At 70.5% G+C, this 26,266-nt stretch carries 21 protein-coding genes, 2 tRNA genes and 1 pseudogene; 12 read left to right on the forward strand and 12 right to left on the reverse strand.

What is annotated here, in order from left to right; translation table 11 throughout:
- Nucleotides 1-49: 49 nt before the first annotated feature.
- The 10 genes from gnd to ACPYOM_RS06375 all read left to right on the forward strand — a co-directional run bounded on the left by gnd (nt 50) and on the right by ACPYOM_RS06375 (nt 11,188).
- The gene (gnd, locus tag ACPYOM_RS06330; protein WP_481345330.1) at nt 50-1,141 is read left to right on the forward strand and encodes a phosphogluconate dehydrogenase (NAD(+)-dependent, decarboxylating); all 1,092 of its coding nucleotides are present in this window, start codon (nt 50-52) and stop codon (nt 1,139-1,141) included.
- A gap of 73 nt (nt 1,142-1,214) precedes the next feature.
- Nucleotides 1,215-2,450: a DNA replication/repair protein RecF gene (recF, locus tag ACPYOM_RS06335; RefSeq protein ID WP_481345331.1), complete on the forward strand. Its 1,236-nt coding sequence runs from the start codon at nt 1,215-1,217 to the stop codon at nt 2,448-2,450.
- Nucleotides 2,443-3,078 carry a DciA family protein gene (locus ACPYOM_RS06340; protein ID WP_481345332.1) on the forward strand — a complete coding sequence of 212 codons (636 nt, stop codon included), beginning with the start codon at nt 2,443-2,445 and terminating at the stop codon, nt 3,076-3,078. Before recF ends, ACPYOM_RS06340 begins: the two co-directional genes overlap by 8 nt.
- 52 nt (nt 3,079-3,130) lie before the next feature.
- Nucleotides 3,131-4,612 carry a protealysin inhibitor emfourin gene (locus ACPYOM_RS06345; protein WP_481345333.1) on the forward strand — a complete coding sequence of 494 codons (1,482 nt, stop codon included), beginning with the start codon at nt 3,131-3,133 and terminating at the stop codon, nt 4,610-4,612.
- Nucleotides 4,613-4,910: 298 nt separating this feature from the next.
- On the forward strand, nt 4,911-7,076 hold the full coding sequence (gyrB, locus tag ACPYOM_RS06350) for a DNA topoisomerase (ATP-hydrolyzing) subunit B (RefSeq protein WP_481345334.1): 2,166 nt from the start codon (nt 4,911-4,913) through the stop codon (nt 7,074-7,076).
- 96 nt (nt 7,077-7,172) lie between these two features.
- Nucleotides 7,173-9,929 (forward strand): DNA gyrase subunit A, encoded by a 2,757-nt coding sequence (gene gyrA, locus ACPYOM_RS06355; protein ID WP_481345335.1) that lies wholly within the window; start codon nt 7,173-7,175, stop codon nt 9,927-9,929.
- Entirely contained in the window at nt 9,926-10,585 is a 660-nt protein-coding gene (locus ACPYOM_RS06360) for a DUF3566 domain-containing protein (RefSeq protein ID WP_481343082.1), read from the forward strand. Before gyrA ends, ACPYOM_RS06360 begins: the two co-directional genes overlap by 4 nt.
- Before the next feature lie 190 nt (nt 10,586-10,775).
- Nucleotides 10,776-10,852 (forward strand) — tRNA-Ile (locus ACPYOM_RS06365).
- A 29-nt stretch (nt 10,853-10,881) separates the two neighbouring features.
- On the forward strand, nt 10,882-11,073 hold the full coding sequence (locus ACPYOM_RS06370) for a DLW-39 family protein (protein WP_481343083.1): 192 nt from the start codon (nt 10,882-10,884) through the stop codon (nt 11,071-11,073).
- Between the two features lie 39 nt (nt 11,074-11,112).
- Nucleotides 11,113-11,188, forward strand: a tRNA-Ala gene (locus tag ACPYOM_RS06375).
- A gap of 854 nt (nt 11,189-12,042) precedes the next feature.
- Here ACPYOM_RS06375 and ACPYOM_RS06380 read toward each other — a convergent pair.
- From ACPYOM_RS06380 to ACPYOM_RS06430, 11 genes and pseudogenes are all read right to left on the reverse strand, one after another.
- The gene (locus tag ACPYOM_RS06380) at nt 12,043-15,120 is read right to left on the reverse strand and encodes a DUF3427 domain-containing protein (RefSeq protein ID WP_481345336.1); all 3,078 of its coding nucleotides are present in this window, start codon (nt 15,118-15,120) and stop codon (nt 12,043-12,045) included.
- Nucleotides 15,121-15,278: 158 nt separating this feature from the next.
- Nucleotides 15,279-16,247, reverse strand: a pseudogene (locus ACPYOM_RS06385) (IS256 family transposase); the annotation flags it as partial.
- A 57-nt stretch (nt 16,248-16,304) separates the two neighbouring features.
- A complete protein-coding gene (locus tag ACPYOM_RS06390; RefSeq protein WP_481345337.1) occupies nt 16,305-16,442 on the reverse strand; it encodes a hypothetical protein in 138 nt (45 codons plus the stop codon).
- A gap of 32 nt (nt 16,443-16,474) precedes the next feature.
- On the reverse strand, nt 16,475-16,921 hold the full coding sequence (locus ACPYOM_RS06395) for an SRPBCC domain-containing protein (protein ID WP_481345338.1): 447 nt from the start codon (nt 16,919-16,921) through the stop codon (nt 16,475-16,477).
- Between the two features lie 128 nt (nt 16,922-17,049).
- Complete coding sequence (locus ACPYOM_RS06400) at nt 17,050-17,346, reverse strand: DUF6510 family protein (RefSeq protein ID WP_481345339.1); 297 nt, start codon at nt 17,344-17,346, stop codon at nt 17,050-17,052.
- Nucleotides 17,343-18,128 (reverse strand): FAD-binding oxidoreductase, encoded by a 786-nt coding sequence (locus ACPYOM_RS06405; protein WP_481345340.1) that lies wholly within the window; start codon nt 18,126-18,128, stop codon nt 17,343-17,345. Before ACPYOM_RS06405 ends, ACPYOM_RS06400 begins: the two co-directional genes overlap by 4 nt.
- 15 nt (nt 18,129-18,143) lie before the next feature.
- On the reverse strand, nt 18,144-18,740 hold the full coding sequence (locus ACPYOM_RS06410) for a sulfite oxidase-like oxidoreductase (RefSeq protein WP_481345341.1): 597 nt from the start codon (nt 18,738-18,740) through the stop codon (nt 18,144-18,146).
- A 33-nt stretch (nt 18,741-18,773) separates the two neighbouring features.
- Nucleotides 18,774-21,122 (reverse strand): caspase, EACC1-associated type, encoded by a 2,349-nt coding sequence (locus ACPYOM_RS06415; protein WP_481345342.1) that lies wholly within the window; start codon nt 21,120-21,122, stop codon nt 18,774-18,776.
- Entirely contained in the window at nt 21,119-21,508 is a 390-nt protein-coding gene (locus ACPYOM_RS06420; RefSeq protein WP_481345343.1) for a hypothetical protein, read from the reverse strand. Before ACPYOM_RS06420 ends, ACPYOM_RS06415 begins: the two co-directional genes overlap by 4 nt.
- 484 nt (nt 21,509-21,992) lie before the next feature.
- On the reverse strand, nt 21,993-23,057 hold the full coding sequence (locus ACPYOM_RS06425; RefSeq protein WP_481342290.1) for a hypothetical protein: 1,065 nt from the start codon (nt 23,055-23,057) through the stop codon (nt 21,993-21,995).
- A 146-nt stretch (nt 23,058-23,203) separates the two neighbouring features.
- Nucleotides 23,204-23,752, reverse strand: a complete 549-nt coding sequence (locus ACPYOM_RS06430) for an antitoxin (protein WP_481345344.1) — start codon at nt 23,750-23,752, stop codon at nt 23,204-23,206.
- A gap of 202 nt (nt 23,753-23,954) precedes the next feature.
- Between ACPYOM_RS06430 and ACPYOM_RS06435 the strand changes: the two genes are divergently transcribed.
- Entirely contained in the window at nt 23,955-24,473 is a 519-nt protein-coding gene (locus tag ACPYOM_RS06435) for a peptidylprolyl isomerase (protein ID WP_481342292.1), read from the forward strand.
- Between the two features lie 117 nt (nt 24,474-24,590).
- Complete coding sequence (locus tag ACPYOM_RS06440; protein WP_481345345.1) at nt 24,591-25,469, forward strand: rhomboid family intramembrane serine protease; 879 nt, start codon at nt 24,591-24,593, stop codon at nt 25,467-25,469.
- A 448-nt stretch (nt 25,470-25,917) separates the two neighbouring features.
- Here ACPYOM_RS06440 and ACPYOM_RS06445 read toward each other — a convergent pair whose 3' ends face one another.
- A complete protein-coding gene (locus tag ACPYOM_RS06445) occupies nt 25,918-26,169 on the reverse strand; it encodes a cell division protein CrgA (RefSeq protein ID WP_481343006.1) in 252 nt (83 codons plus the stop codon).
- Nucleotides 26,170-26,266 lie beyond the last annotated feature (97 nt).

The following is a 26,266-nucleotide window of genomic DNA, read 5'->3' on the forward strand; positions in this document are numbered from 1 at the left end:
CCTCGAACCGCTTGTGACTCTCCCCACCCTGTGCAGAAAGGCTCCCGACATGCAGCTCGGTCTGATCGGTCTCGGCAAGATGGGCGGCAACATGCGGGAGCGGTTGCGCCGCGCGGGTCACGAGGTCATCGGCTTCGACTTCAACCCCGACGTGCGCGACGTCGACTCGCTGCCCGACCTCGTCGAGGCCCTCGAGGCCCCGCGCGTCGTGTGGGTCATGGTCCCGTCGGGCGACCCCACGCGGAAGACCGTCGCCGAGCTCGGTGAGCTCCTCGACGCCGGCGACCTCGTCATCGACGGGGGCAACTCCCGCTTCACCGACGACTTCGAGAACGCGGACCTGCTCGGCGAGAAGAACATCGGCTACGTCGACTGCGGTGTCAGCGGCGGCATCTGGGGCCTGGAGAACGGCTACGGCCTCATGTGCGGCGGTGAGGAGAAGTGGGTCGAGCGGGCCATGCCGATCTTCGACGCCCTGCGCCCGGAGGGCCCGCGCGAGGAGGGGTTCGTCCACGCCGGTGAGGTCGGTGCCGGCCACTACACGAAGATGGTCCACAACGGCATCGAGTACGGCCTCATGGCCGCCTACGCCGAGGGCTACGAGCTGCTCGAGAAGAAGGACATCGTCAAGGACGTCCCCGGCGCCTTCAAGGCCTGGAGCCGCGGCACCGTCGTGCGTTCGTGGCTTCTCGACCTCATGGTCAAGGCGCTCGAGGAGAACCCGCACCTCGACGACGTCTCCGACTACACCAACGACTCCGGCGAGGGCCGGTGGACCGTCGAGGAGGCCATCGCGCTGGGCGTGCCGATGCCGGTCATCTCCAGCTCGCTGTTCGCCCGGTTCGCCTCGCGCCAGCAGAGCTCCCCGACGATGCAGGCGGTCGCCGCCCTGCGCGGCCAGTTCGGCGGCCACCAGGTGATGACCATCGCCGAGGGCGAGGAGCTGCGTCGCCGCACCGGCGCCGAGGGTTCGACCGTGCCCGCCCCCGCGGCCGCCCGCGAGAAGGAGAGCGCCCCGGCACACCCGAGCGCCGCCGACACCGACGCCGCGACGGCCGGCCCGTCCTCGGGCACCGGCTCGACCGGTGGGGGCCAGCCCGGCGGCGGCCCCACCTCCGGCACCGAGGACACCTCGGCCTGAGGCACCGCGCCCCGGTCGGCAGGATCCTGCCGGGCGGGGACGGTCCCCGCACCCGAGAGCCGGCCATCCTGACGTGCACGTCCGCCACCTGACCCTCAAGGACTTCCGCAGCTACCCGAGCGCCGAGCTCGCGCTGACGCCCGGGGTCACGACGCTGGTCGGGCTCAACGGACAGGGCAAGACCAACCTCGTCGAGGCGATCGGCTACCTCGCGACGCTGGGCTCGCACCGCGTCGCGACCGACCAGCCGCTCGTGCGGTTCGGGGCCTCGCAGGCGGTGATCCGCGGCGCGGTCGTGCGCGAGGACCGGGAGACCCTCGTCGAGCTGGAGATCACTCCCGGCCGGGCCAACCGGGCGCGCCTCGGTCGGTCGCCCGTGCGCCCGAGGGACGTCCTGGGCACGGTGCGCACGGTGCTCTTCGCGCCGGAGGACCTCGCCCTCGTCAAGGGCGACCCCTCGGAGCGGCGTCGCTTCCTCGACGAGCTCCTCGTCCAGCGTCAGCCTCGGTGGCAGGGCGTCCGCTCGGACTACGACAAGATCCTGCGCCAGCGCAACGCCCTGCTGAAGTCGGCGGCTCCGGTGCTGCGCAAGGGCGGCCGGTACCGGCCGCGCCCCGGTGACGCCGGCAGCGACGAGGCGCGCGAGTCGGCGCTGCACACGCTCGGGGTGTGGGACGAGCACCTCGCGACCGTCGGCTCGCAGCTGGTCTACGCACGGCTGCGGCTGCTGCGCGACCTCGTGCCCGACCTCGCCGAGTGCTACGACGCCGTGAGCGCGGCCGCCTCGAACGCCCGGGCCACCTACCGCAGCTCCCTGCACGAGGAGCTCGGCGCGCGGATCGCGGCCGGCGAGGTGCCTGAGGCGGAGGAGCTGCGCAGCGGGATGCTCGACACCCTGGCCCAGCTGCGCGGCAGCGAGGTCGAGCGCGGCGTCACGCTCGTGGGGCCGCACCGCGACGACCTCGTCCTGTCCCTCGGCGAGCTGCCCGCGAAGGGCTACGCGAGCCACGGCGAGTCGTGGTCGTTCGCCCTGGGGCTGCGGCTCGCGGCCTACCACCTGCTGCGCCGCGACCTCGGTGACGACCCCGTCCTCGTGCTCGACGACGTCTTCGCCGAGCTCGACTCGGGTCGGCGCGAGCGGCTGGCCGCCCTCGTCGACGACTGCGAGCAGGTCCTCATCACCGCGGCGGTCGGGGCGGACGTGCCGGACCGGCTGCGCGAGCGCGGCGCCACCTTCGCCGTCGAGCTCGGTGCAGTGGCGGCGTGCGCGGCGTTCACGCAGGACGAGAGGGAGCCGGCCGGTGAGTGACGCGGGCGGCATGGGAGATGCCGGCGCCGACGCCGTCCGGCCGGACGGGCCCGGCGGTGACGAGCCCGGGCGCGACGACCTCTCCGAGGAGGTCGAGGGCGCCGAACCCGGCCGCACGGACACCGACACGCGGATCGCCGACGCCGCCGCGTCCGCCCTCGCCCGGGCGCGCGCCGCTGCGGCGGACAAGGGTCTGCGCCCCGGGATGAAGCCGCGCAAGCGGCGACGCCCGGTCGGCGAACCGACCCTGTCCGGCTCGGACCGCGACGGCCGCGACCCGACGCTGCTCGGCGACCAGCTGGACCGGCTCCTGCTCGACCGCGGCTGGCGGGTCGACGTCGCCGTGGGGTCGGTCATGGGTCGGTGGGCGCAGATCGTCGGACCGGACATCGCCTCCCACGTCGAACCGGCGACCTTCGTCGACGGCGTCCTCACGGTCCGGGCCGACTCGACGGCCTGGGCGACGCAGATGCGGCTGCTGGCCTCCTCCCTGCTCGCGCGGATCGAGGAGGAGGTCGGCGTCGGGGCGGTCAGCCAGCTGCGCGTCGTCGGCCCGAGCGCGCCCTCGTGGAGCCGGGGTTCGCGCCGCTCCCCCGACTCCCGCGGTCCCCGTGACACCTACGGCTGAGGTGGGTGGCGCTCGGCGGGCGGCTGTCGGTGACGCGGCGCAGACTGGCCCCATGAGCCCGACGCACCAGGAGCACGCGACGCACCCGACGCACCAGCGCTGCAGCATCATCCCGCCGTACATCCTCGAGGAGCTGGCCCGCAGTGCCGAGCCCGCCGTGGCGCAGGTGGCTCGCGAGGCGCTCGTGCACGACGAGTCGGTGCGCCGGGCACGCCGGACGCCGACGGCCCACGCGACCACGCGGCGTGCCCCGCGCCGCCGCCCGGAGGCGGCCGACACCTCTGCCGCCGGCCCGGAGCGGACCATCAGCGACGCGAAGGGCACCCAGACCACGCCGGGCACGACGGTCCGTGGCGAGGGTGCGGCGCCGAGCTCCGACGACGCCGTCAACGAGGCGTACGACGGGCTCGGCGCGACGTGGCAGCTGTGGTGGCAGGCCTACGAGCGCGACTCCCTCGACGGCAAGGGCATGCCGCTGCTCGCCACGGTGCACTACGGCCGCAACTACGACAACGCCTTCTGGGACGGCACCCAGATGGTGTTCGGCGACGGCGACGGCGTCATCTTCGAGCGGTTCACCAAGAGCCTCGACGTCATCGGCCACGAGCTGGCCCATGGCGTCACCGAGCACACGGCCGGCCTGCTGTACCAGGGGCAGTCCGGCGCGCTCAACGAGTCGATCTCGGACGTCTTCGGCGTGCTCGTCAAGCAGCACCAGCTCGGGCAGAAGGCCGAGGAGGCGGACTGGCTCGTCGGGGCCGACCTGCTCAACCCCTCGGTCAAGGGCCGGGCCCTGCGCGACATGCACCACCCCGGCACCGCCTACGACGACCCGCGACTCGGCAAGGACCCCCAGCCCGCCCACATGGACCACTACGTCGACGCCGAGGACGACAACGGCGGCGTCCACATCAACTCCGGCATCCCCAACCGGGCCTTCGTCCTCGCGGCGCTCGCCATCGGTGGCAACGCCTGGGAGGACGCCGGTCACGTCTGGTACTCCGTCGTGACGGGCGACGGGATCAAGGCCGACTGCGACTTCGCCACCTTCGCGGCCCTGACCGTCGACGCGGCGGCGGCCGCGCACGGCGACGGCTCGGTCCAGCACGTCGCCGTCCGCGACGCCTGGGAGCAGGTCGGGGTGCTCGCGTCGGCCGGGGGGGTACCCGCGCCGGCCGACACCGGCTCGGGCGGAGCCGGCGAGGAGGCGCCGACGCCGCGCGACCCGGGGCACGGCGAGGCTCCCGGCGCCGATGCGGCGCTCGTGCTCCGGCGCAGCGGAGGTTTCGCCGGGCGGGTCCGCGAGCGGTCGCTGACGATCGGCGAGCTGCCCGAGCGCGACGCGCGGGACTGGCAGCACCTCCTCGCGGCGCCGACCCTCCAGCGCATCGCCGCCGCGGTCGAGCGCGACTACCCCGACGCCTACGTCTACTCGGTCGTCTGCGACGAGGTGGGCTGCAACGTCACGGTGGCCGAGCCGCACCTGCCCGAGGCCATCCACTCCCTCTTCGAGCGGACCCTCTCCGAGGGTTGAGACGCCCGGTCCGGGCCGCTACCTCGCGATCCGCCACGTCGTGAGAAGGCACCTGAGGCGCGCTGGGAGGCCGGGTCGTGATCCTCCCCCCGGATCAACGGGGTTTCGGGCCGGAAAGTGGCCCTCCCGGGCGTCTGCGGGGCACGGTCGCGCCGCGCGGACCGGTAAGATGAAGGGGACTCGGCTCGACCGTGCCGTCTGACACGGGGCGAGCCGTCCCGATGTCACCGACCGGTGACGCGGACGCGTGTCGCCCAGGTTCACGAGGCGTCCGCGTCGACGTGCGAAGAGGAGAGACGTGTCCGAGGCCGACCAGACGCCCCAGAATCCCATCGACGCCGCGGCATCGACAGTCGGCACCACCTCCGCCCCCTCCGCGGCCGAGCCACCCGCCGACCTCCGGCCCAACGGCGTCGACTACGACGCGAGCGCGATCACGGTCCTCGAGGGCCTCGAGGCGGTGCGCAAGCGTCCGGGCATGTACATCGGCTCCACCGGCCCTCGCGGCCTGCACCACCTCGTCTACGAGATCGTCGACAACTCCGTCGACGAGGCGCTGGCCGGCTACGCCACCACCATCGACGTCACCCTCCTGGCCGACGGTGGCGTGCGGGTCAAGGACGACGGTCGCGGCATCCCCACCGACATCCACCCGGTCGAGAAGATCAGCGCCGTCGAGCTCGTCCTGACCCAGCTGCACGCGGGCGGAAAGTTCGGCGGTGGCGGCTACAAGGTCTCCGGTGGCCTGCACGGTGTCGGCTCCTCGGTCGTCAACGCCCTGTCCAAGACCCTGAAGGCGGCGGTCCGCCAGAAGGGCCACGTGCACCGGATGAGCTTCACGATGGGCGTGCCCGACGGGCCGCTGCGCCAGGAGGAGGCCACCGACGAGACCGGCACGACGATCACCTTCTGGGCCAACTCCGACATCTTCGAGTCGGTCGACTACGACTTCGAGACGCTGCGCGCCCGGTTCCAGCAGACGGCCTTCCTCAACAAGGGCCTGACGATCAGCCTCACCGACGAGCGGGTGCAGGCCACGGCCGACGACGACGTCGACCTCGACGAGCTCGAGTCCGACCTCACCGAGGTCGAGGCCGACCCGGACAGCGAGGACGGCTCCCACGCGTCGGCCCCCGCCGGCGAGAAGAAGACCGTCACCGCCAAGAAGGTCACCTACCGGTACGACGGCGGCCTCGTCGACTACGTCAACCACATCAACAGCAGCAAGCGCAGCGAGCCGGTCCACCCCGACGTCATCTCCCTCGAGGTCGAGGACGAGGAGCGGATGCTCTCGCTCGAGCTGGCGATGCAGTGGACCACGGCCTACTCCGAGTCGGTCCACACCTACGCCAACAACATCAACACCCACGAGGGCGGCACCCACGAGGAGGGCTTCCGCGCGGCGCTGACCAAGCTCGTCAACGACTTCGCGCGCCGGCAGAACATCCTCAAGGACAAGGACGAGAACCTCACCGGCGACGACGTGCGCGAAGGCCTGACGGCCGTCATCTCGGTCAAGCTCGGCGAGCCGCAGTTCGAGGGCCAGACCAAGACCAAGCTCGGCAACTCCGAGGTCAAGGGCTTCGTCCAGCGCGCCATGACCGACGAGTTCGGCCACTGGCTCGAGGCGCACCCCAACGAGGGCAAGGACATCGTCCGCAAGTCGGTGCAGGCCGCCGCCGCACGGATGGCCGCCCGCAAGGCCCGTGAGGCGACGCGTCGCAAGGGCCTGCTCGAGTCCGGCGGCCTGCCGGGCAAGCTGAAGGACTGCCAGAGCAAGGACCCGAGCATCTCCGAGGTGTTCATCGTCGAGGGCGACAGCGCGGGCGGCTCGGCGACGCAGGCCCGCAACCCGCACACGCAGGCGATCCTGCCGATCCGCGGCAAGATCCTCAACGTCGAGAAGGCCCGCATCGACAAGATCCTCGCCAACAACGAGGTGCAGGCGCTCATCTCCGCGTTCGGCACCGGCATCGGCGAGGACTTCGACATCGACAAGGCGCGCTACCACAAGATCGTCCTCATGGCCGACGCCGACGTCGACGGCATGCACATCCGCACCCTGCTGCTGACGCTCCTGTTCCGGTTCATGCGCCCGCTCATCGAGGCCGGCTACGTCTACCTCGCGCAGCCGCCGCTGTTCCGCCTCCGGTGGAGCAACGCCGACCACCAGTTCGCCTACTCCGACAAGGAGCGTGACGGCCTGAAGAAGCTCGGCGAGGAGAAGGGCTGGCGCCTGCCGAAGGACAACCCGATCCAGCGCTACAAGGGTCTCGGCGAGATGAACTACCAGGAGCTGGGCGAGACGACGATGGACCAGAACACCAGGACGCTGCTCCAGGTCACCCTCGACGACGCCGCCAAGGCCGACGAGGTCTTCGCCGTCCTCATGGGCGAGGACGTCGAGTCGCGTCGCACGTTCATCCAGAAGAACGCGCACGACGTGAAGTTCCTCGACATCTGACCGCCCACGCGGGCCGGCCCGTGACGTTCCACGTGAAACGTCCTGCCGTCGGCTCCCCCACGCACCCAATCCGCCTGACAGACAAAAGGATCTGACGTGAGCGACGACCTGCCTCCCATCGAGCCGCCGATCGGGCCCGACTCCGACGGGGACGACGTCACCGAGACCCCGGAGGAGAACGTCGACGCACGCGCGGTCGTCGCGCGTGAGCCCGGCCAGCACGACCGCGTCGAGCCGGTCGACCTCAACACCGAGATGCAGCGCAGCTACATCGAGTACGCGATGTCGGTCATCGTGTCCCGCGCGCTGCCGGACGTGCGCGACGGCCTGAAGCCGGTGCACCGCCGCATCGTCTACGCGATGTACGACGGCGGCTACCGGCCCGACCGGGGGTTCAACAAGTGCGCCCGCGTCGTCGGCGACGTCATGGGTCACTACCACCCGCACGGCGACTCGGCGATCTACGACGCCCTCGTCCGCCTCGTGCAGGACTGGTCGCTGCGCTACCCGCTCGTGCAGGGCCAGGGCAACTTCGGCTCGCGCGGCAACGACGGCGCGGCCGCCCCGCGGTACACCGAGTGCCGGATGGCCCCGATCGCCATGGAGATGGTCCGGGACATCGAGCAGGACACCGTCGACTTCGTCCCGAACTACGACGGCAAGACGATGCAGCCTGCGGTCCTGCCGAGCCGCTTCCCCAACCTGCTCGTCAACGGTTCCGCCGGCATCGCCGTCGGCATGGCCACCCAGATCCCCTCGCACAACCTGCGCGAGGTCGCCGCCGGCGCCCAGTACTACCTCGACCACCCCGACATCGCGCGGGAGGAGCTGCTCGAGGCGCTCCTCGGCATCATCAAGGGCCCCGACTTCCCCACCGGCTCACTCGTCATGGGCCACCGCGGCATCGAGGACGCCTACCGCACGGGCCGCGGCTCGATCATCATGCGGGCGGTCGTCAACGTCGAGGAGATCCAGAACCGCCAGTGCCTCGTCGTCACCGAGCTGCCGTACCAGGTCAACCCCGACATGCTCGCGCTGAAGATCGCCGACCTCGTCAAAGACGGCAAGATCGCCGGCATCTCGGACATCCGTGACGAGACCTCGGGCCGCACCGGCCTGCGCATCGTCATCGTCCTCAAGCGCGACGCCGTCGCCAAGGTCGTGCTCAACAACCTGTACAAGCACACGCAGCTGCAGACGACCTTCGGTGCGAACATGCTGGCCCTCGTCGACGACGTGCCGCGCACGCTGCCGCTCGACGGGTTCATCCGGCACTGGGTCGACCACCAGATCGAGGTCATCGTCCGGCGCACACGGTTCCGGCTGCGCAAGGCCGAGCAGGAGATCCACATCCTGCGTGGTCTGCTCAAGGCCCTCGACATGCTCGACGAGGTCATCGCCCTCATCCGCGGGTCGCGCACCGTCGACGTCGCGCGCGCGGGCCTCATCGAGCTGCTCGCCATCGACGAGGACCAGGCCAACGCCATCCTCAACATGCAGCTGCGCCGCCTCGCCGCCCTCGAGCGCGAGAAGCTCCAGTCCGACCACGACGAGCTGCAGGCCCTCATCGACGAGTACCACGCGATCCTCGCCTCGCCGGAGCATCAGCGCCAGATCGTGTCGGAGGAGCTGCAGGCGATCGTCGACAAGTACGGCGACGAGCGTCGGACCGAGATCATCCCCTTCGACGGCGACATGTCGATGGAGGACCTCATCCCCGAGGAGGACGTCGTCGTCACGATCACGCGCGGCGGCTACGCCAAGCGGACGCGCGTGGACCAGTACCGCGCGCAGAAGCCGGGTGGCAAGGGGGTCCGGGGCGCGTCGCTGCGGGGCGAGGACATGGTCGAGCACTTCTTCGCGACCACGTCGCACCACTGGCTGCTCTTCTTCACCAACCTCGGACGCGTCTACCGGGCCAAGGCCTACGAGCTTCCCGAGGGCGGCCGCGACAGCAAGGGCCAGCACGTCGCGAACATCCTGGCATTCCAGCCCGGTGAGCAGATCGCGCAGGTCATGGCGCTGCGCTCGTACGACGACGCGCCCTACCTCGTGCTCGCGACGAAGGCCGGCCTGGTCAAGAAGACCCGCCTGGCCGACTACGACTCCCCGCGCTCGGGTGGCCTCATCGCCATCAACCTGCGCGACGGCGACGAGCTCGTCGGTGCCTCGCTCGTCAGCGCCGAGGACGACCTGCTCCTCGTGTCCCGCAAGGGCATGTCGGTGCGCTTCCACGCCACCGACAACCAGCTGCGTCCGATGGGCCGCTCGACCTCCGGCGTCACGGGAATGAAGTTCCGCGGCGGCGACGAGCTGCTCGCGATGGCCGTCATCGAGGACGGCACCGAGCCCGACGTCTTCGTCGTCTTCGAGAACGGCATGGCCAAGCGCACTGCCGCGTCCGAGTGGAACCCCAAGGGCCGGGCCACGCTCGGCGTCGCGGTCGCCAAGATCACCGACCGCAACGGCGACCTCGCCGGCGCTCTCACGACGACGGGTGACGACGAGCTGCTCGTGGTCTTCGAGCGCGGCAACATCGTGCGGGCGACGACGGCCGGCATCGCCCGCAAGGGCCGCAACACCCAGGGCGTCATCCTCGTCAAGCCGGGCAAGAACGACCGCGTTGTCGCCATCGCGCGCAACCCCGAGAAGGAGGTGGAGGCCGTCGACGAGGGCGCCGAGCCCTCGACGGGTGACGGCACGACCGGCGACGGTTCGGGGACGGGCAGCGTGTCGGTCTCGGCGGCGCCCAGTGCGCCCGCTGCGGTTCCCGGGCCCGATGGCGTACCGTCGGACGAAACCTCGGGTGACGAGGGTGGTTCGTCCGATGGTGACAACGGAGGTGACGCATGAGCGCGACGAGCTCTGACGGCCCGCTCGGGGCGACGGGGTACGGCGCCGGAGACGCGTCGGTGTCGTCGGGTGCCGACTACTACGGCTCCTCGGGCTCGAGCGGCGCGTCTGGGGCGTCCGGCGCGTCGGGGGCGGCTCGCTCCGCCCGGCCGGGTGACACGTCGCTGTCCCGCGGCGCCGTCACCACGCGCACCGGTCCCCAGCCCCGCGTCGGCGGCGGCTCCGGTGCCGGGCCCGCGACGGCGGCCACGGCCGCGGTGCGCCCCACGGGCGCGGCCCGCAAGGCCAAGGGCCCCCGACGCGTCCGCCTGGCGGTGGCCCGCGTCGACCCGTGGTCGGTCATGAAGATGAGCTTCCTGCTCTCGGTGGCGCTCGGCATCGCCGGCGTCGTCCTCACGGCCGTGCTGTGGATGATCCTGTCGACGATGAACGTGTTCACCGACATCGAGGGCGTCCTCCAGTCGCTGCAGACGACCACGTCCGACCCGTTCTCGATCAAGGACTACGTCGGCTTCGGCCGCGTCGTGTCGCTCTCGATCGTCATCGGTGTCATCGACGTCATCCTCATGACGGCCATCGCCACCGTCATGGCCTTCCTCTACAACATCTGTTCCGCCCTCGTCGGCGGCGTGCAGCTGACGCTCACCGACGACTGACGCACTCACCCGTCCGGTGCTCCGCGTCCCGCGGACCGACACCGACTCCAGGACGACGGGCCCCCGCCCCCACGGGCGGGGGCCGTTTTGGAGTCAGTGCAGGGCATCCGGTAACGTTTCCCCTCGCGTCCGGTCATCAGCCCAGACGTCGGATCCCGACGGGTTCGACCGGAAGCACGAAGGTGACGACGGGCCTATAGCTCAGACGGTTAGAGCGCTTCCCTGATAAGGAAGAGGTCACAGGTTCAAGTCCTGTTAGGCCCACCATCACCGTCACCACGGAGAGGATCCCTCGAATGCTCAAGCGTCTCGCCCTCGTCGGTGGAGCCGTCGCCGGCATCGTCTTCCTGCGACGCAAGGCCAAGCAGCAGCAGGCCGAGCAGGACCTGTGGACGCAGGCCACCGACGACGTCTCGGCCCCCTCGGCCGGGCCCGTGACGACGCCGGACGCCCCGGTCTCGCACGACGAGGCCACCACGTCGTCCTGATCCTCCCTTGCTTCACCCGCCGGACGCGTCCGGCAGCCAGGGGCCATGGCGCAATTGGTAGCGCACCTGCTTTGCAAGCAGGGGGTTAGGGGTTCGAGTCCCCTTGGCTCCACCACAGGTCAGAGGCCCTTTCCCGTTCTGGGAGAGGGCCTCTTTCATGCCCGTACCCCAGGAAAGTACTGCAACGGCGGTCGATGCCATCACTGGAACGCCTCCCCCAGCCGCCGCAGGGCCTCGTGGGTCGACGCTGCGGAGACCTGTGAGTAGATTTCCATGGTCAGTGCGATCTGCTGTGCCGCAGGATCGCCATAGCGACTCTTGGGTGCACGTCGAGCGCGACGAGCAGGCTCACGCAGCTCCGACGTGTCGAGTGCACGAGCATGACAGGGACTCCTGCCCTGCTCACACTCGATCGGAAGGCAGGTTGGAAGTTGCGAGGGTCGATCGCGTCGCCGTAGCGAGTGGTGAGGACGAGGCCGGTTCCGGCCCATGCCTCCCCTGCGGCCAACCAGAGCTGCCGTTCGATGTGACGTCGCTGTTTGAGCGCCTGGCAGATCTCGGGTAGCGGGAGTGGCGCGTCGGATGCCGGCGTCTTCGTGCGGCGGCGCACCAGTTCGCCTTCGATCCTTTGCACTTGCCACATGATCCGAGGACGCGATTTGCCCGGCCGCGAACCGGAACTAGCGGCGCACCCGACCACTCGAGCTGCCTGGTCATGAGGAGCCTCTCCCCCGGGAGACGGCCACCAGACTTGTTCGTCACCACTGAACCTTGTGGATGGTCGACCGCCGCCACCAGGATATGGACGAGGATGTCGGGTACTGCAACGAAGGCGCCAGCTCGCCCGGCGCGGCACGGGGCACAACCACCGGCGTGCGGCCTGACGGACGGTCCTGCGCACCCGGAGCCGACCGCTCGAATGGCATTGTTACTCCGCTCGGCGGTAGCTACCTCGAGCGCCACTGCTGTTCACGCGACTGCTGCGGCAAATGCGGCGAACAGATCGCCCGACAGTGGGTGATCGAGCTCCCATGTCACGGCCATTGGACGTTCGGACGTGTGCCCGCGATATCGGCCTGGTCCGAGGAACCAGAAAGCGCGATCGTCCTGTCGCAGTCGTGCGAATAGGAGGATTGAGTGGTGCAGAGCCTCGTGCCGCTGGTACCTCTGGCCCGTCCGGCTGCCTTCGCGTGTACGTGACTGGCTCTCCCAGTGTATGAGGGTCGGACTGATCGCGTAGTCGCGATAACGCGTGGTCGGGGAGAAGTTTCCGTCGGTCTTGTCAAGAGTGAAGGCCAGCAAGTCGCACCTTGCATCTGGCACATAACGCACTCCCTCTCCCCAGCGCGGAAGCTTCACCCCAAGGCCTTCGGAGAATGCAGCGAGGATCTCCATACGTGTGTACCGACCGTGAATCTCCAGCGGAACCTGTGGCAGTACTGTCAGCGGTGCGTACACGTGGTCTGAGCCAGCCTCCAGGATCGGGTATAACTCGCTGAGCTCGGAGAGGACCTGTGTGTGTTGCCAGATCAGGTCGACTCCGTCCTGGAGCGAGTCGGTTCGAGAGAAGTGTTGGTCGGCGAGCGACGCAACGAGCATGTGTGTGAGACGTCGCTCGGTCGTCGTCATGTCCTCGATGTCTGGGCGATCCGGTCGGGTGACGAGGGAGCGATACGTCGCTAGCCGCAACGGATCGGCAACGTGCAGTGTGCGACCCACCGCCCGCCTGAGAGACGCCTCGTGCGGTCCCGGTGGCTTCACTTCACCACCGGCCGCTTCGACAAGATCGGACCAGCTGCGGCCCCCGTCGTAGACCTCTTCGAGGTCCAGACCCGATTCCTGCAGGAACCGCGCAAGCCCGATGTCGGGCACTTGGCGGCGGAGCGATCGCAGTTCGTCCACCTTCGCCGGCCATCGGGACGGGATTGCTTCGCGAAGGCTCCGAAGCACTACCTCGGATGCCACCCGGTCGAGTTGCATGTTGCATCCGGCCGGCAAGTAGGGAAACTGCTGCTCGACGGCGGTTTCGAGTTCGCGACGGGTGATGTTCAGGAGCGCCCGGTACCGGCGGTCGAAGCGGAACTCCCTGCGATGTGTCCCGACGAAGTCGAGTACAACGCACACGCTCTTGTCGGGCGCCTTTCGGAGTCCACGGCCCAACTGTTGAAGGAACAGAACCGGACTCTCAGTTGGTCTCAGCATGAGCACGGTGTCGATGTTGGGGACGTCGACACCCTCGTTGAACAGGTCGACAGAGAAGACTGCCTTGATCCTCCCGGACTCAAGGGCGCGCAGCGCTTGGTCGCGCTCCTTGACAGAGGTTTCGCCGGAGACGGCCACTGCCGGGATCCCATGCTCGGCGAACTTCTCCGCCATGAAGCGCGCGTGCGCGAGGTTGACGCAGAATCCGAAGCAGCGCATTTTGCCAGGATCGACGTAGCGCCGAAGTTGATCGATTACTTGTCGGGCCCAAACGTCGTTGCCGGTGTAGACGTCGCTCAGCGCGGACGCGTCGTAGCCGACACCGCGACGCCAGGGAACGTCGCGCAGGTCAACCCCATCGTGGATTCCGAAGTACTGGAAGGGCACCAGATGCTGCTGGTCAATGGCGTCCCAGAGCCGCAGTTCTGCGGCGATGCGGTCGCCGAACCAGTGGAGGATTGGCAGGCCGTCAGACCGCTCGGGGGTCGCCGTGAGCCCCAACAGTTCGACCGGATGGAGGTGCTGGAGCAAGCGCTCGTACGTCGTCGCGGCCGCGTGGTGGAACTCGTCCACAATCACGACGTCGAACTGGTCGGGTGCAACCTGGTCGATGCCGCTGGCATTCAAGCTCTGGATCGATGCGAAGACGTGCTCGAAGTCCCGTGGTCGGTGTCCACCCACCCACTTCTCACCGAAGGCGGCGTCACGTAGTACGTGCCGAAACGTCGCCATGCTCTGGTCGAGGATCTCCTCACGGTGCGCGACGAACAGCAGCCGCGATCGAATGAGCGTGTGACGGAGGCGGGCATAATCGACCGCGGCCATGACGGTCTTACCCGTGCCGGTTGCCGCGACCAGCAGGTTCCGATGCTGGTCATGAAGCCGCGCGACAGAGAGTAGTTCGAGCAGGCGTTCCTGGAACGGGCGCGGAGTGACCTCAATCGAGCTCAGGATCAGGCTCGGTCCGATCGTGGGTGCGGTGGCCACCAGGACCTGTTCTTGGAATTGTGCTGGGTCGTAGTCGATGAACTCGCCGCTGGACCAGTATGAGTCGAAGGTGCCGATGAACTTCTCGATGACCGGACGATTCCTTGCGGCCGAGACTCGAACGTTCCACTCCAGGCCCGTCGCCTGCGCGGACTGTGTCAAGTTCGACGAGCCAACGAGCGCCGTGGAGAAGCCGCTTCGCCGTTGGAATATCCATGCCTTGGCGTGCAGCCTGGTCGTGGTGGTGTCATATGAAACACGCACCTGTGAGCCGAGTTCGACAAGACGATCCAACGCCGAGCTCTCGGTGGAGCCCGTATATGTCGTCGTCAGCAACCGGAGCACCTTGCCGGCTTCGCAATGGCGGCGCAGTGCCTCCAGTAGCGGGTTGATCCCGCTCCGCCTGACGAACGCCATCACGACGTCGATTGCGTCGGCCGATTCGATTTCGGACAGGACTTGCTTCCAGAGGCTTGGCTCACCGGGCGCATTCGTCAAGAGTGCCGTGTCGAGGAGCGGAGTCAGCGGTTCGGCAAGCGGCCGTGGCCTTCCGTCTGGGAGGCGCGTGAGTACGCCGCGCAGGACCTCCCCGGAAGCCGGTCGTTCCTCGACGGCCGCCGCAGACAGCTCGCCGAGCTGGTCGAGGATCGTCCGCGCGACTCCGATCCCTACGTGAACGCGCCGGTCTTCAGGCACGTCGGCCAGCGCACGCTCGACCTCCCGGCTGATGTGAATGGCGATCCGGTCGGCAGCCTCAGCCTTGTTGAGTGCTCGCCGATCGGCTAGGTCGTTCGGCACGTTCCGCAGACGTTCGAGCAGCCGATCCGTCACTAACGACTCGTACAGGCCATCCTCCACGACGGGCAATTTACTAGCGTTCGCTCCGTCGGTTCCGCCTTTGGGGTGAGTCCCTGGGCGTGGTGTAAGCCGCCGCCGCGGGGTCTTTGCTGATGCTGACTATGCCGTCAGCTGGGCGGGTTGCGCCACCTCCTTCGGTGTCGTGTGGGTAAGGGCTTTCATGAGCCCTCGGAGAGGTAGCGGCGGTCGGTGACGGCCCACTCGTCGCGGATCTCGACCAGGACCGCGCCGGCCAGGCGCAGCAGCGCGTGGGGGGTTAGGGAGGACACCGACGACGTCGGTGCGGCATGTGGATCTCGTTGTTGACCCGCTCGAGGGGGTTGGTGGACCAGACCTTCTTCCAGTGCGCGACGGGGAAGCAGGTGAAGGCGAGCAGGTCTGGTTCGGCATCGCGCAGCATCGCCTCGACGGGGGGAACTGCCGTCCGAGCATGGTGGCGATCATCTCGAGCTGGGCGGTGCTCGGCGTCGGGTTCGGCGAAGATCGTGCGGATCGCGGCGGCGACCATCTCGGCGTTGCCTCTGGGGACCTTGGCCAAGCACGTTGCGCACGAAGTGGGCACGGCAGCGTTGCCGCGCGGCGCCGGTGAAGACCGCGCTGATGGCGGCCTTGAGCCCTTCGTGGGCATCGGAGATGACCAGCTCCACGCCGTGTAGCGCGGGCCTTGAGGGAGCGTAGGAACGCCGTCCAGAACGCCCCGTCCTCGCTGTCGCCCACGTCGAACCCGAGGACTTCGCGGTTGCCGTCGGCCCGGACGGCGGTGGCGACCACGACGGCCTGGGAGACCACCCGCCGGTTGACGCGGGCCTTGCAGTAGGTCGCATCCAGGAACACGTACGGGTACGCCTCGGTTTTAGGGACCGGCCGCGGAACGCGGCGACGTCCTCGTCGAGGTCGGCGCAGATCCGCGACACCTCCGACTTGGAGATCCCAGAGTCGACATCCAGCGCCTTGACCAGGTCGTCGACCTTGCGGGTGGACACCCTGTGCAGGTATGCCCTCCATGACGACCGCGTACAGGGCCTGGTCGACTCGGCGGCGTCGCTCGAGCAGGGACGGGAAGAAGGTACCGGCGCGCACCTTGGGATGCGCAGGTCCAGATCACCGGCCGTGGTGGACAGCGTCCGGGGGGCGGGCCTTTGCCCATCGCTCAGTCGACGCCTCGTCATCCGCCCCGCGGGCGTTCACACCGTCCGGTGCCAGACGATTCCGAAGTCGTCGGTGAGCGTGTCGGTCCGGCCGTCATAGGAGAAGCCAATGGCGATGCGGGACCGGAACACGTTCCCTCCGGGCGAGCAGGTCAGTGCACCGACGAGAGTCACCGTGTCTCCGTCGACGCTGCCGGTATCCAGGGTCAGCGGAGCGCGAGGGCCAGGGCGTTGAGGCGTAGCTGGACTCCGCCACGCAGGTGGGCGAGATCGACGGTCCCGTCGCCCTCGCTCGGGACGAGCAGCGTCACCTGCTCGCTCCACGTCAGCGTCGTGGCGGGAGTGTCGGCCTGCTCGTCGCGGGGGCCCACGGCGTCGAGCTCGACGGTCACGAGTGAGGCCCAGCGCACGACCCCGCCGACGACGGCGCGGTAGGCGAACACGAGGCGTCGGTCCCGCTCGAGATCCAGGTAGTGGGACTCGTTCTCGAGCAGCTCGGTCGGCGCGTCGAGGGTCGTGAACGCGGCCCGCGCCCGCTCGCCGCCACCGACCCGGAACTCGTGCTCGAACGTGGCCCCCGAGCCCGGCATCCGCACCCACCGGCGTCGGATCGAGTCGTCCGCGAAGGCCGCGTACACCGCAGACGGAGTCACGGGCAGGGTCCGGGTCAGCGTGAACGAGTCGTGGCGCACATTCGTACAAGTCCGGACCCTCCGCCGATACTCCCGAGCACCCGGGCCGACGCCTGCTCATGAGGGGCGCGCAGCTCCGGAGCCCGTGGTCAGTCCTCCGACGGGACCGCGACGCGCAGCACGCGTGTGCCGCGCAGGTCGAGCACCACCTCGTCCCGGATGAGGGCCGCGCGCAGCACGACCGCCCCGCACCCACGGCAGCGGGCGGTCGAGCCCATGCCGGTCTCGTAGAGGACGAGCTCGGCCACGCGCTGCTCGCGGGTGCACCCGACGCAGAGCACCCAGGCGCTCGTCACGTCGACGCCGAACACCTCACCGAGCCGCCCGGCCAGGGCGTTGCCGTCCAGCACGTCGTCCTCGCCGCGTCGACCCACGGGATCGGTCATGTCAGCCCTCCACCCGGACCGAACCGCTCGGTCCTGATCGTGTGTTCGTCGTGGCCCAGCTGGACGAGCGCGTCCGACACGGCGTCGACGAAGGCCGTCGGTCCGCACACGTACGTCCGCAGACCGGTGCCGACCGGTGCCCAGCGCGCCAGCTCCTCTGGGGTCACCCGCTGGGCGCCGCGCGGATCCGCCTCGGGGGCAGACCGCGTGTGGACGATGCTCACCATGAGCCCGTCGTCGAGCCGCGCGCGTCGCTCGAGCTCATCGGCATAGATGACGTCTGCGGGAGTCCGTACCGAGTACACGAGGTGCATCGGCACCCGGCTGCCGGACTCGTGCCGGGCCCGCACCATGGCCATGAGCGGCACGACGCCCGCGCCACCACCGAGCAACAGCACCGGCCCGCCCGAGCCGGCCCCAGCGGCCTGCGCTCGGTCCGAGCCGGCGGACCCGTCGACGTCGGGGCGCCAGACGAACCAGCCACCGACCGGCCCGCGCACCTCGACGGGGTCCCCCACCGTGAGCTCGCGGCCGAGGAACGGCGACACCTCCCCCTCGGCGAGCACCTGGACCGTGAGCTCGACCTGGGCCCCGTGGTCCGGGGCGGCGAGCGAGTAGGACCGTTGCGCGGTGTAGCCGTCCGGGGCGGTGAGCCGGACGTCGACGTGCTGCCCGGGCAGGTGTCCCCGCCACTCGGGCACACCGAGCACGAGGGTCACGGCATCGGGCGTCTCGTCCTTGCGCGACACGAGGTAGGCGACCTGCCAGTTCACGCGAGCCATTGCGGACGCGCTCCCTCAGTCGCCGGCGTAGCGCTGCTCGCGCCACGGGTCGCCGTACTCGTGGTAGCCGAGCTGCTCCCAGAACCCCCGCTCGTCCTCGAGGAGGAGGTCGATGCCGGTGACCCACTTGGCCGACTTCCAGAAGTACAGGTGTGGCACGAGCAGACGTGCGGGTCCGCCGTGCCACGGCTCCAGGGGCTCTCCCTCGTACTCGTGCACCACCCACGCCTGTCCGTCGAGAAGGTCCTCGAGCGGCAGGTTGGTCGTGTAGCCGCCGTAGGAGCGGACGAGGACGAAGTCGGCTGCGGTCTCGACGTCCTCGAGCAAGGCGTCCAACGCCACGCCGCGCCACGAGGTGCCGAGCTTCGACCACGTGGTGACGCAGTGGATGTCGACCGTCGGCGTCTCCTGCGGCATCTCCATGAGGTCGCTCCACGACCACTCGTGCCGCTGCCCGGCCTCGGTCGTCACCGTGAAGGACCACTCGGCGAGGTCGACGTGCGGCGTCGGGCCCGCCTGCAGCACCGGGAAGTCATCGGTGAGGTGCTGGCCCGGCGGCAGGTCGACGGCCGGTCGACCGCGCCCACGAAACCCCGGGGTCACGATGCCCACGGTTCCTCCCTTCGACAGGACGACGAGAGGACATCATGGCGCGGACGACGCGGGGCGGGAAGCCCTTGCCCCGCGTCCGACGAGAGGGGCAGCGAGCAGGACGACCACGGCAGCCACGACTCCGAGCGGCAGGTACCTGGCGTCGTTGCTGTGGTTCGTCGCGTAGATCCACGACGCCAGGGGCCGGTCGAGCAGGGCGATGCCCGCGGCGGTCAGCCAGGCCCGACCGGCGGGAAGGGGCCCCAGGGGTAGGCCGATGGCGACGAGCGCCGCCGAGGCGAAGCCCCACACCGCGAACCACGCCACCCAGTAGGTGGCGGCGCCGGAGTCCTGGAGAGAGACGGCGTAGTCGAGCAGCACGAGTACGCCGACCGTCGTGCCGACGAGGACGGCCACGACCGCGGGGTCCGACCACCGGACGCCAGCCCGGACCAAATGCGATCGCAGCGGCGGCGAGCCGAGCGCCACGAGGGCGACCACGGCCATGCACAGGGCGCCGAGGAAGCTCGTCCACCAACCCGGGCCCGGGGCCGACGTGGTGCCGTCCCGGAGCAGGCCTATCGCGCCGAGCACGTGCAGACCCCCGAGGGCCGTGGTGGGCAGGACCAGCGCGAGCCCGACGGCCGGTGACGCACGTCGGGCCAGCAGCCCCACTCCGGCCGCGACGGTCAGCACCAAGTAGCACCCGACCTGGACGACGAAGTCATTCCCAGGGTTGGCGGCGGAGTCGTCCGCGCCCCACGGCAGGAAGAGACCGCCGACGACGACGAGCAGCCCCGACGCGATGGACAGCCACCCGAGCACGGCGCGCACCCGCGCGAGCCGGGCGGCCTCCGCCGAGCCGGCGTCTGCCACGGGCGCCGCCGGTTCTGCGGACGCGGCGACACCCGCGGGGGGCGCCGGCATAGTGGGCGTCGGCGTGGTGGGTGCCCCCGACTCGGTGGGCGCCGGCGTGGTGGGCACCGGCACGAGCCGCCGGGCACCCGACAGCGCGTCGCCCTCCGCCTGAGCCGGCGACGTCGCCCCCGGCGGGGCAGGCGACGGCCGGCCCTCACCGGTGTGGACGCCTTGTCCTACCCCCGCGACGGCGCCGATCGCGTGGGTCCCGGCCACCGTCGCCCCCGCGTCGGCGAGGTCCCCTGCCACCGAGGCGGTGACGGTGACGCGGGTCGACCCGGTCGGCGCGGTCACGACGAGGACCCCGCTGAACGCACGACCGGTGGGCGACAGCGTCACCACGATGCGGTCGCCGTCCACCTCGGCCGACAGGGGCGGGTCCGCCGCGACCTCCACCGAGCGCGCGAGAGGTGGGCCGCCCAGCTGGAGCGTCCGCTCGACGTCGACGGCTGCATCGGCGTCGAGCTCGCCGAAGTCGAGCGACGCCGGCGACACCACGGGCCCGGCCGCCTCGATGGCGGCCAGCGCGTCGTCGGAGACCGCGCGCACGTCACCGGCGGCGACGGCCCGCAGCGCCTCGAGTGCACCGAGGGCGACCCCGAGGTCGGGGTGGCCCAGCCGGTCGCGCAGGTCGAGCACGGCGCCGCGCCGGTACGTGGGGTCGGGGTTGCGCAGCGCGGTGGCGAGCGCGTCGGGCAGCGGCACCGCCTTGACGCGTCGGCGGCGACTGCGCGCCACGTAGATCTCACCCGACATCTCGATGTCGCGACCCGGGGTCTGCTTGGGGTTCGCCTCGCGGACGCGGTCGAAGACGTAGTCGTACAGCTCGTCGAGCGACACGAGCCCGTCCTCGTCGCGGTCCGCGTCGCCGGTCCGCAGGCCGTGCACGACGGCCGACGTGAAGACCGACGGCGGCACCTCGTGCTCCGCGGTCAGCGTCGTGCCCTCGAACGCGTACTCGATGGCGCTCGAGGCGCTGATGACCGCGCGGCCACGGCCGCCGCCGAGACGCCCCGCGGGGAAGGCATCCATGACGTTGACCGGTCCCGCGGCGCGCACGGTGACGCCCTCGCCGAACGCGCCGCCGTAGCAGCAGTCGAGGAACAGCACGATGCTGTGCGCCCGCGAGCCCCGCATGCACCGCTGCACGAAGTCGGCGGGCACCGAGGACGACGCGAGCCGGTCCGGGCGCGTGTTGCGCGCCGCGATGAACAGCTCACCGGAGTCGCTCTTGAGACCGTGCCCGGAGAAGTGAAGCAGAACCAGGTCCTCGGGCCCGCTGTCGGCGAAGAGGTCCTCGATGTGGGCCTGGACCTCGTGCGAGGCCGCGTTCTGCACGACGTCGACCTCGAAGCCGCCGACCTCGGGATCGCCCAGCACCTCGCTGAGCGCCACCGCGTCGGCCGCCGCCGACCGCAGCTGGCCCAAGGCGGCGTGGTCGTAGGTGTCGGTCGCCACGACGAGGGCGCGGCGCCGCCCGGTCACGCCGGGGCCTCCGTGCCCTCGACGTGCCGGAGGAAGAGCTCGAGCAGCCGGTCCTGCTGCTCCTGCGAGGCGTCGCTCAGCTCGAACACGTCCCCGCCGACCTCGATGCGCACCGAGCGGGCGTCGCCGGCGCCGCGGCCGAGCCACCCGCGCAGGGACGCGACGAGCGCCGTGAGGCCCCCCGAGCCGAAGACCGCGACGGCGAGCGCGCTGACGGTCGCGGCATCGATGGCTCGGGAGCCCGGGTCCAGCACCGCCGGTCCCGGGGGCAGGGCCTCCATCTCGTCGAGCCCGGCGAGCTCGGACCGCAGCTGCCGGTGCAGGGTGTCGAGGCGCAGCCCATCGGCTCCCGACTCGGACAACGCCAGAACGATCGTCGCGCCCATGTGGCCACCTCGCAGTGCCGTTTCCAGAACAGTACGCGCGTGGCACCCCCGCGATACAGGTCTTGTCGGACACCGCACCGCCACCGGTCGGGACGGAACGGACACCCCCGCCGGCACTTCCGCTGCGACGGCGAATCCACAGCGGGTTTCTCTGGCGCGCGGGACGCGGTGGTGACATGCTCGGTGGAGCAGCAGTTCACCGGGCAGGTGCCGGCAGGAGCACCGTCGCAGGGGCGGCGAACCGCGTGCACACATGGGACGGACCCGACATCGGGGACGTAATAGAAACTTCAGCCAGCCTCTCGCGCGTACCCCCGGTCCGGGTCTAGACTGGGCGACAGCGAAGGGTTGGGCCCGCACGAACCGCGCCCAGCCCTTCTGCATGTGCTGGCTCGCACTGTCCCCCTGTCGGTGCGAGCCAGCTCAAGCAGAGAAGGACCCGGATGCCATCGGCATCCGGGTCCTTCTCTGTGCTGCCGGGGGCTCAGGCCTGCCCGGTCTCCTCCTTGGACTCCGCGGGGCTGGCCGACCCGCGCGGGGAGGTCTTCGTCGAGGCGCCGTTGATGGCGCCGCCCTCGAGCGCGTCGTCGCTGATGGCGTCGGCACCCGGGCCCTGGTCCGCGTCGCTGACCTGGCCTTCGGCGGCCGACGTGCCGCTCAGCGGGTCCTCCGCACCGGTGGCCGCGGCGTCGGCGACCGCCTCGTCGGAGCGGTCCTTGGCGTCGGCGATCGCGGACTGGCCCTTGGCGGCGAGGCCACCGGCCTTGTCCTTGGCCGCGTCCGCGAGCTCGGCGCCCTTCTCCTTGGCCTTGCTCGCCACCTCGGAGACCGCGCCCTTGGCGTGCTCGACCTGCGTGGCCGCCTTCTCCTTGAACGAGCCGCCGGCGTGAGCGGCGTGCCCGTCGAGGGGCGTCGCCCAGGGGTCGTCGGCCTGCTTCTGCTTTCGGTAGGCGGCGACGGCGGCGACACCGGCCGCCGCGAGGCCGATGGCGATGAGCCACTTGCCCCGACCGCTCTTCTTCTTGACGACGGCCTCACCCTTGAGCACGGCATAGGCGTCCTGGGCGCGGTGGCTGCCGACCGCCGCGGTCTCGCGCGCCTGGGCCGCTGCCTGCTCGAGGTGCGGCTGGGCGGCCTCGCGGGCCTGCTCGGCGCCGGCCGCCAGGGCCGCGGCCGCCGTGGCGATGGCGGCGCCGACCTTCGGCAGCACGGTGTCCACGAGGGTGTCCTGCGCGTGCTCGATCTTGGGGCGCGCTCGGTCGGCGGCGTCGTGCAGGGCCTCACCGGCGACCTCGCGAGCCGTCACGGCGGCCTCGGCGAGCTTCTCACGCGCGGCCTCGGCAGCCTCCTGGACAGCCGGGGTCGCCGCCTCGCGGGCGGCGTCGAGCCGCAGGCGCGCCAGCTGCGCCGCGTGCTCGGCCTGCACGCGAGCGGCCTTGGACGCCTGGGCGGCGGCCACGGCAGCACTCTCCTTGATGGTCTCGAGCTGGTCCCCGGCGGCCGACCCGAGGTCGGCCGCGGCGGCGCGGGACTGGTTGGTGCGGAACATACGTCCTCCTAAAGTCCTCTCGTCCTTACCCATCCTGCCAACATCGGGCACTGGCCGCACGCGCGCCCCGGGCCACCGCCGGGCAGGGGCGTTCGAGGCCGGGCCGCCCGGCTCGTCGGCCCCGGACGGCTCGTCGGTCGCTCGAGTCAGCTCGTCGACCCGCTCGGGCGCGTCGGACCGGCGTCGGTGCCGGCGTCGGTCCCGGCGTCGGTCCCAGCGTCGGGACCCGTCGCCTCGGGTGACACCGGCGGCACGGCGGCGGCCGCGGGGTCCGCGGGGCTCGGCGCGGCCGGCGTCGCAGGGCCGCCGGCGTCCGACGCCGACGGTGCCGACGGTGCCGCCGGGTCGGCGGGGAACGGTCCCGCCTCGGCCACGCCGTCGGCGGCCGCAGCACCGGTGGCGCCGGAGGCGGCCGTGTCGGGCGACGCGGCCTGGGCCACCTTGTCGATGCCCTTCTCGACGCCGGCGCGGACCTTGTCCACCTGGTCGGCGTACTTGCCGTGCGTCTTCTCGTCGATCTTCGCGGTCGCCGCCTCGACGTAGCCGTCGATCTTCTCGCGGTTCTCCGTCGCGAACTCGCCGGCCTTGTGCTGCGCCTGCTTGGCGGCCTGCGCCGCGGCCTCCTGCAGGTGCCGGGCCTTCGTCTCGAGGTCGAGCTCCTCGGCCTTCTTCTTCAGCTTGTCCAGGAACGACATCGCTGCTCCGCCCTTCGTCTCGTCGTGCGGCTGGTGTTCCGACGCGGCACGTGCGGGCCCGTCGCACCGATCCTTTCTCCTCGGCCAACGGTGGGTCCAGCCCACGCGTTCCCCGTCCCGGTCTGGACGTACCCCGCTTCGACAGCGGTCCCACCGCTGCCGCACGGGTGGCGCAACGGCGTGCCGTGCGAGGATTGGGCCCATGAAGGCAACCCTGCACACGAACCACGGCGACATCGTCGTCGACCTCTTCGAGCACCAGGCCCCGAAGACGGTGGCGAACTTCGTCGGCCTCGCCAAGGGCGAGAAGGAGTACAAGGACGAGGCGGGTCGCACGAACCCCACCCCGTTCTACGACGGCCTCATCTTCCACCGCATCATCCCGAACTTCATGATCCAGGGCGGCTGCCCGCTGGGTCAGGGCTTCGGCGGCCCGGGCTTCACGTTCGACGACGAGATCAGCCCCGACAAGGACTTCACCAAGCCCTACGTCCTCGCCATGGCCAACGCCGGCAAGCGCATGGGCAAGGGCACCAACGGCTCGCAGTTCTTCATCACGACGGCCCCGACCACCTGGCTCCAGGGCAAGCACACGATCTTCGGTGAGGTCGCCGACCAGTCCTCGCGCGACGTCGTCGACAAGATCGGCAGCGTCGCCACCGGACCGAACGACAAGCCGCTCGAGGACGTCGTCATCACCTCGGTGACGGTCGAGGACTGAGCGCAGCACCACCCAGCCACCGCACGGACGAGACCGGCAGGGGGAATCCCGTTGTCCGACAACCTGACTGGCCCACCTCCCGAAGCCGGGGTGCCGCAGCCAGCTGCCGGTCCGTCCGTGTGTCCACGCCACCCCGACCGGGAGGCGTACGTCCGCTGCCAACGCTGCGGACGCCCCGCGTGCCCCCAGTGCCAGCGCCCGGCGGCGGTCGGCATCCAGTGCGTCGACTGCGTCCGTGAGGCCTCCCGCACCGTGCCGGGCGCGCGCACCGTCTTCGGCGGGCGCGCCACCGACGGCACGCCCGTCGTCACCTACGCGATCGTCGCGGTCTGTGCGGTCGTCTACCTGCTCCAGCGCGCCGACCCGTCGGTGACCCGCGACTTCGCCTTCGTGCCGGCCCTCGGATGGACCGAGCCGTGGCGGTTCGTCACAGCGGCCTTCCTCCACTCACCGGCGACGATCTTCCACATCCTGCTCAACATGTTCGCGCTGTGGAGCCTGGGCCAGTACCTCGAGCCGCTGCTCGGTCGAGCCCGCTTCGCCGCCCTCTACCTCATCAGCGGCGTCGGCGGCCAGGTCGGCGTCGCGCTCCTCGCCGGGTCACCGACGATCGAGGGGCTCCAGGCCGGTCAGGACCCGGCCTGGATCACCCAGGTCGTCGGCGCCTCGGGCGCGATCTTCGGTCTCTTCGGTGCCCTGCTCGTGCTCAACCGGCACCTCGGTCGCTCGTCCACGGCGATGTACGCGACGATCGCCATCAACGCCGCCTTCGGCTTCATCTACCCCGGCATCGCCTGGCAGGCCCACCTCGGCGGCCTCGTCACGGGGCTCCTCTGCGCGGCCGTCATCGTCGTGTTCCGACGCCAGCGCGTGCGCCACCTCGTGTGGCTCGCCCTCGGCGGCGTCCTCGCTTTCGTCGTCGTCGTCGCCCTGGCCAAGTACCTGTCGCTGCCGGACGTCGTCCGGATGATCGACTCGCGCTCCTTCAGCGACTGACGGCCCGACGCCCGGTCCACCGGTCCACCGGTGCACCGGTCCGTCACCGGGAGGTTCTCCACAGCGCTGCCCCCGGCCACGGCCCGACCTCGGCCTCGACGGTCGGTCAGCGGGCGGGCCGCGTCCTTGCACACAGCATCCACAGGCTGTGGACGGCGTGGTCCACACCGCGCCCACGCACGGCATCCACAGTTGTCCCCATGCCGAGTTGTCCACCGTTGTGGAAAAGCCTGTGGATCTAGTTACACCCCTGTCATTCGTCCCCAGCTGGGGACAACTCTGTGGAAAAGGTGTCCATGCGATGTGGGCGGGTGTGGACGGGGGCGTGGATGGCCCGCGCCCGACCTCGGCACCGGGTGCACGTCGAACGGCCCGCCCCCGAGGAGTCGGGGACGGGCCGTGAGTGGTCCGACGCGGCGTGGCCGCGGTGGCGGGATACGCCGAGGCGTCAGCGCCAGCGCATCGTCATGATGAAGCCGGCCATGAGCAGGACGAAGCCCACGCCGAGGTTCCACACGCCGAGCGACCCCACCGGGTACTTGTACTCGGTCACGTAGTACACGACGATCCACAGCAGTCCGACGACGAGCAGGGTGATGAAGACGGGGGCCCACCACGACGGGTTGGGCTCGGCCGCCTTGCTCTTCTGCGGCGGGGTGTAGGGGGTCGCCTTGTGGTCGCGGCCTCTGGACTCGGGCACTGCTGTCTCCTTGGGTCGTGTGCGGCCCAGCGTAGTCCGTGCGACGACCAGCTGCGGTGACCCCGTGACAGCGCTCGACCGAGCGCGCTCGCCCCGT

It is taken from the genome of Monashia sp. HAY1-2A (assembly GCF_056755315.1).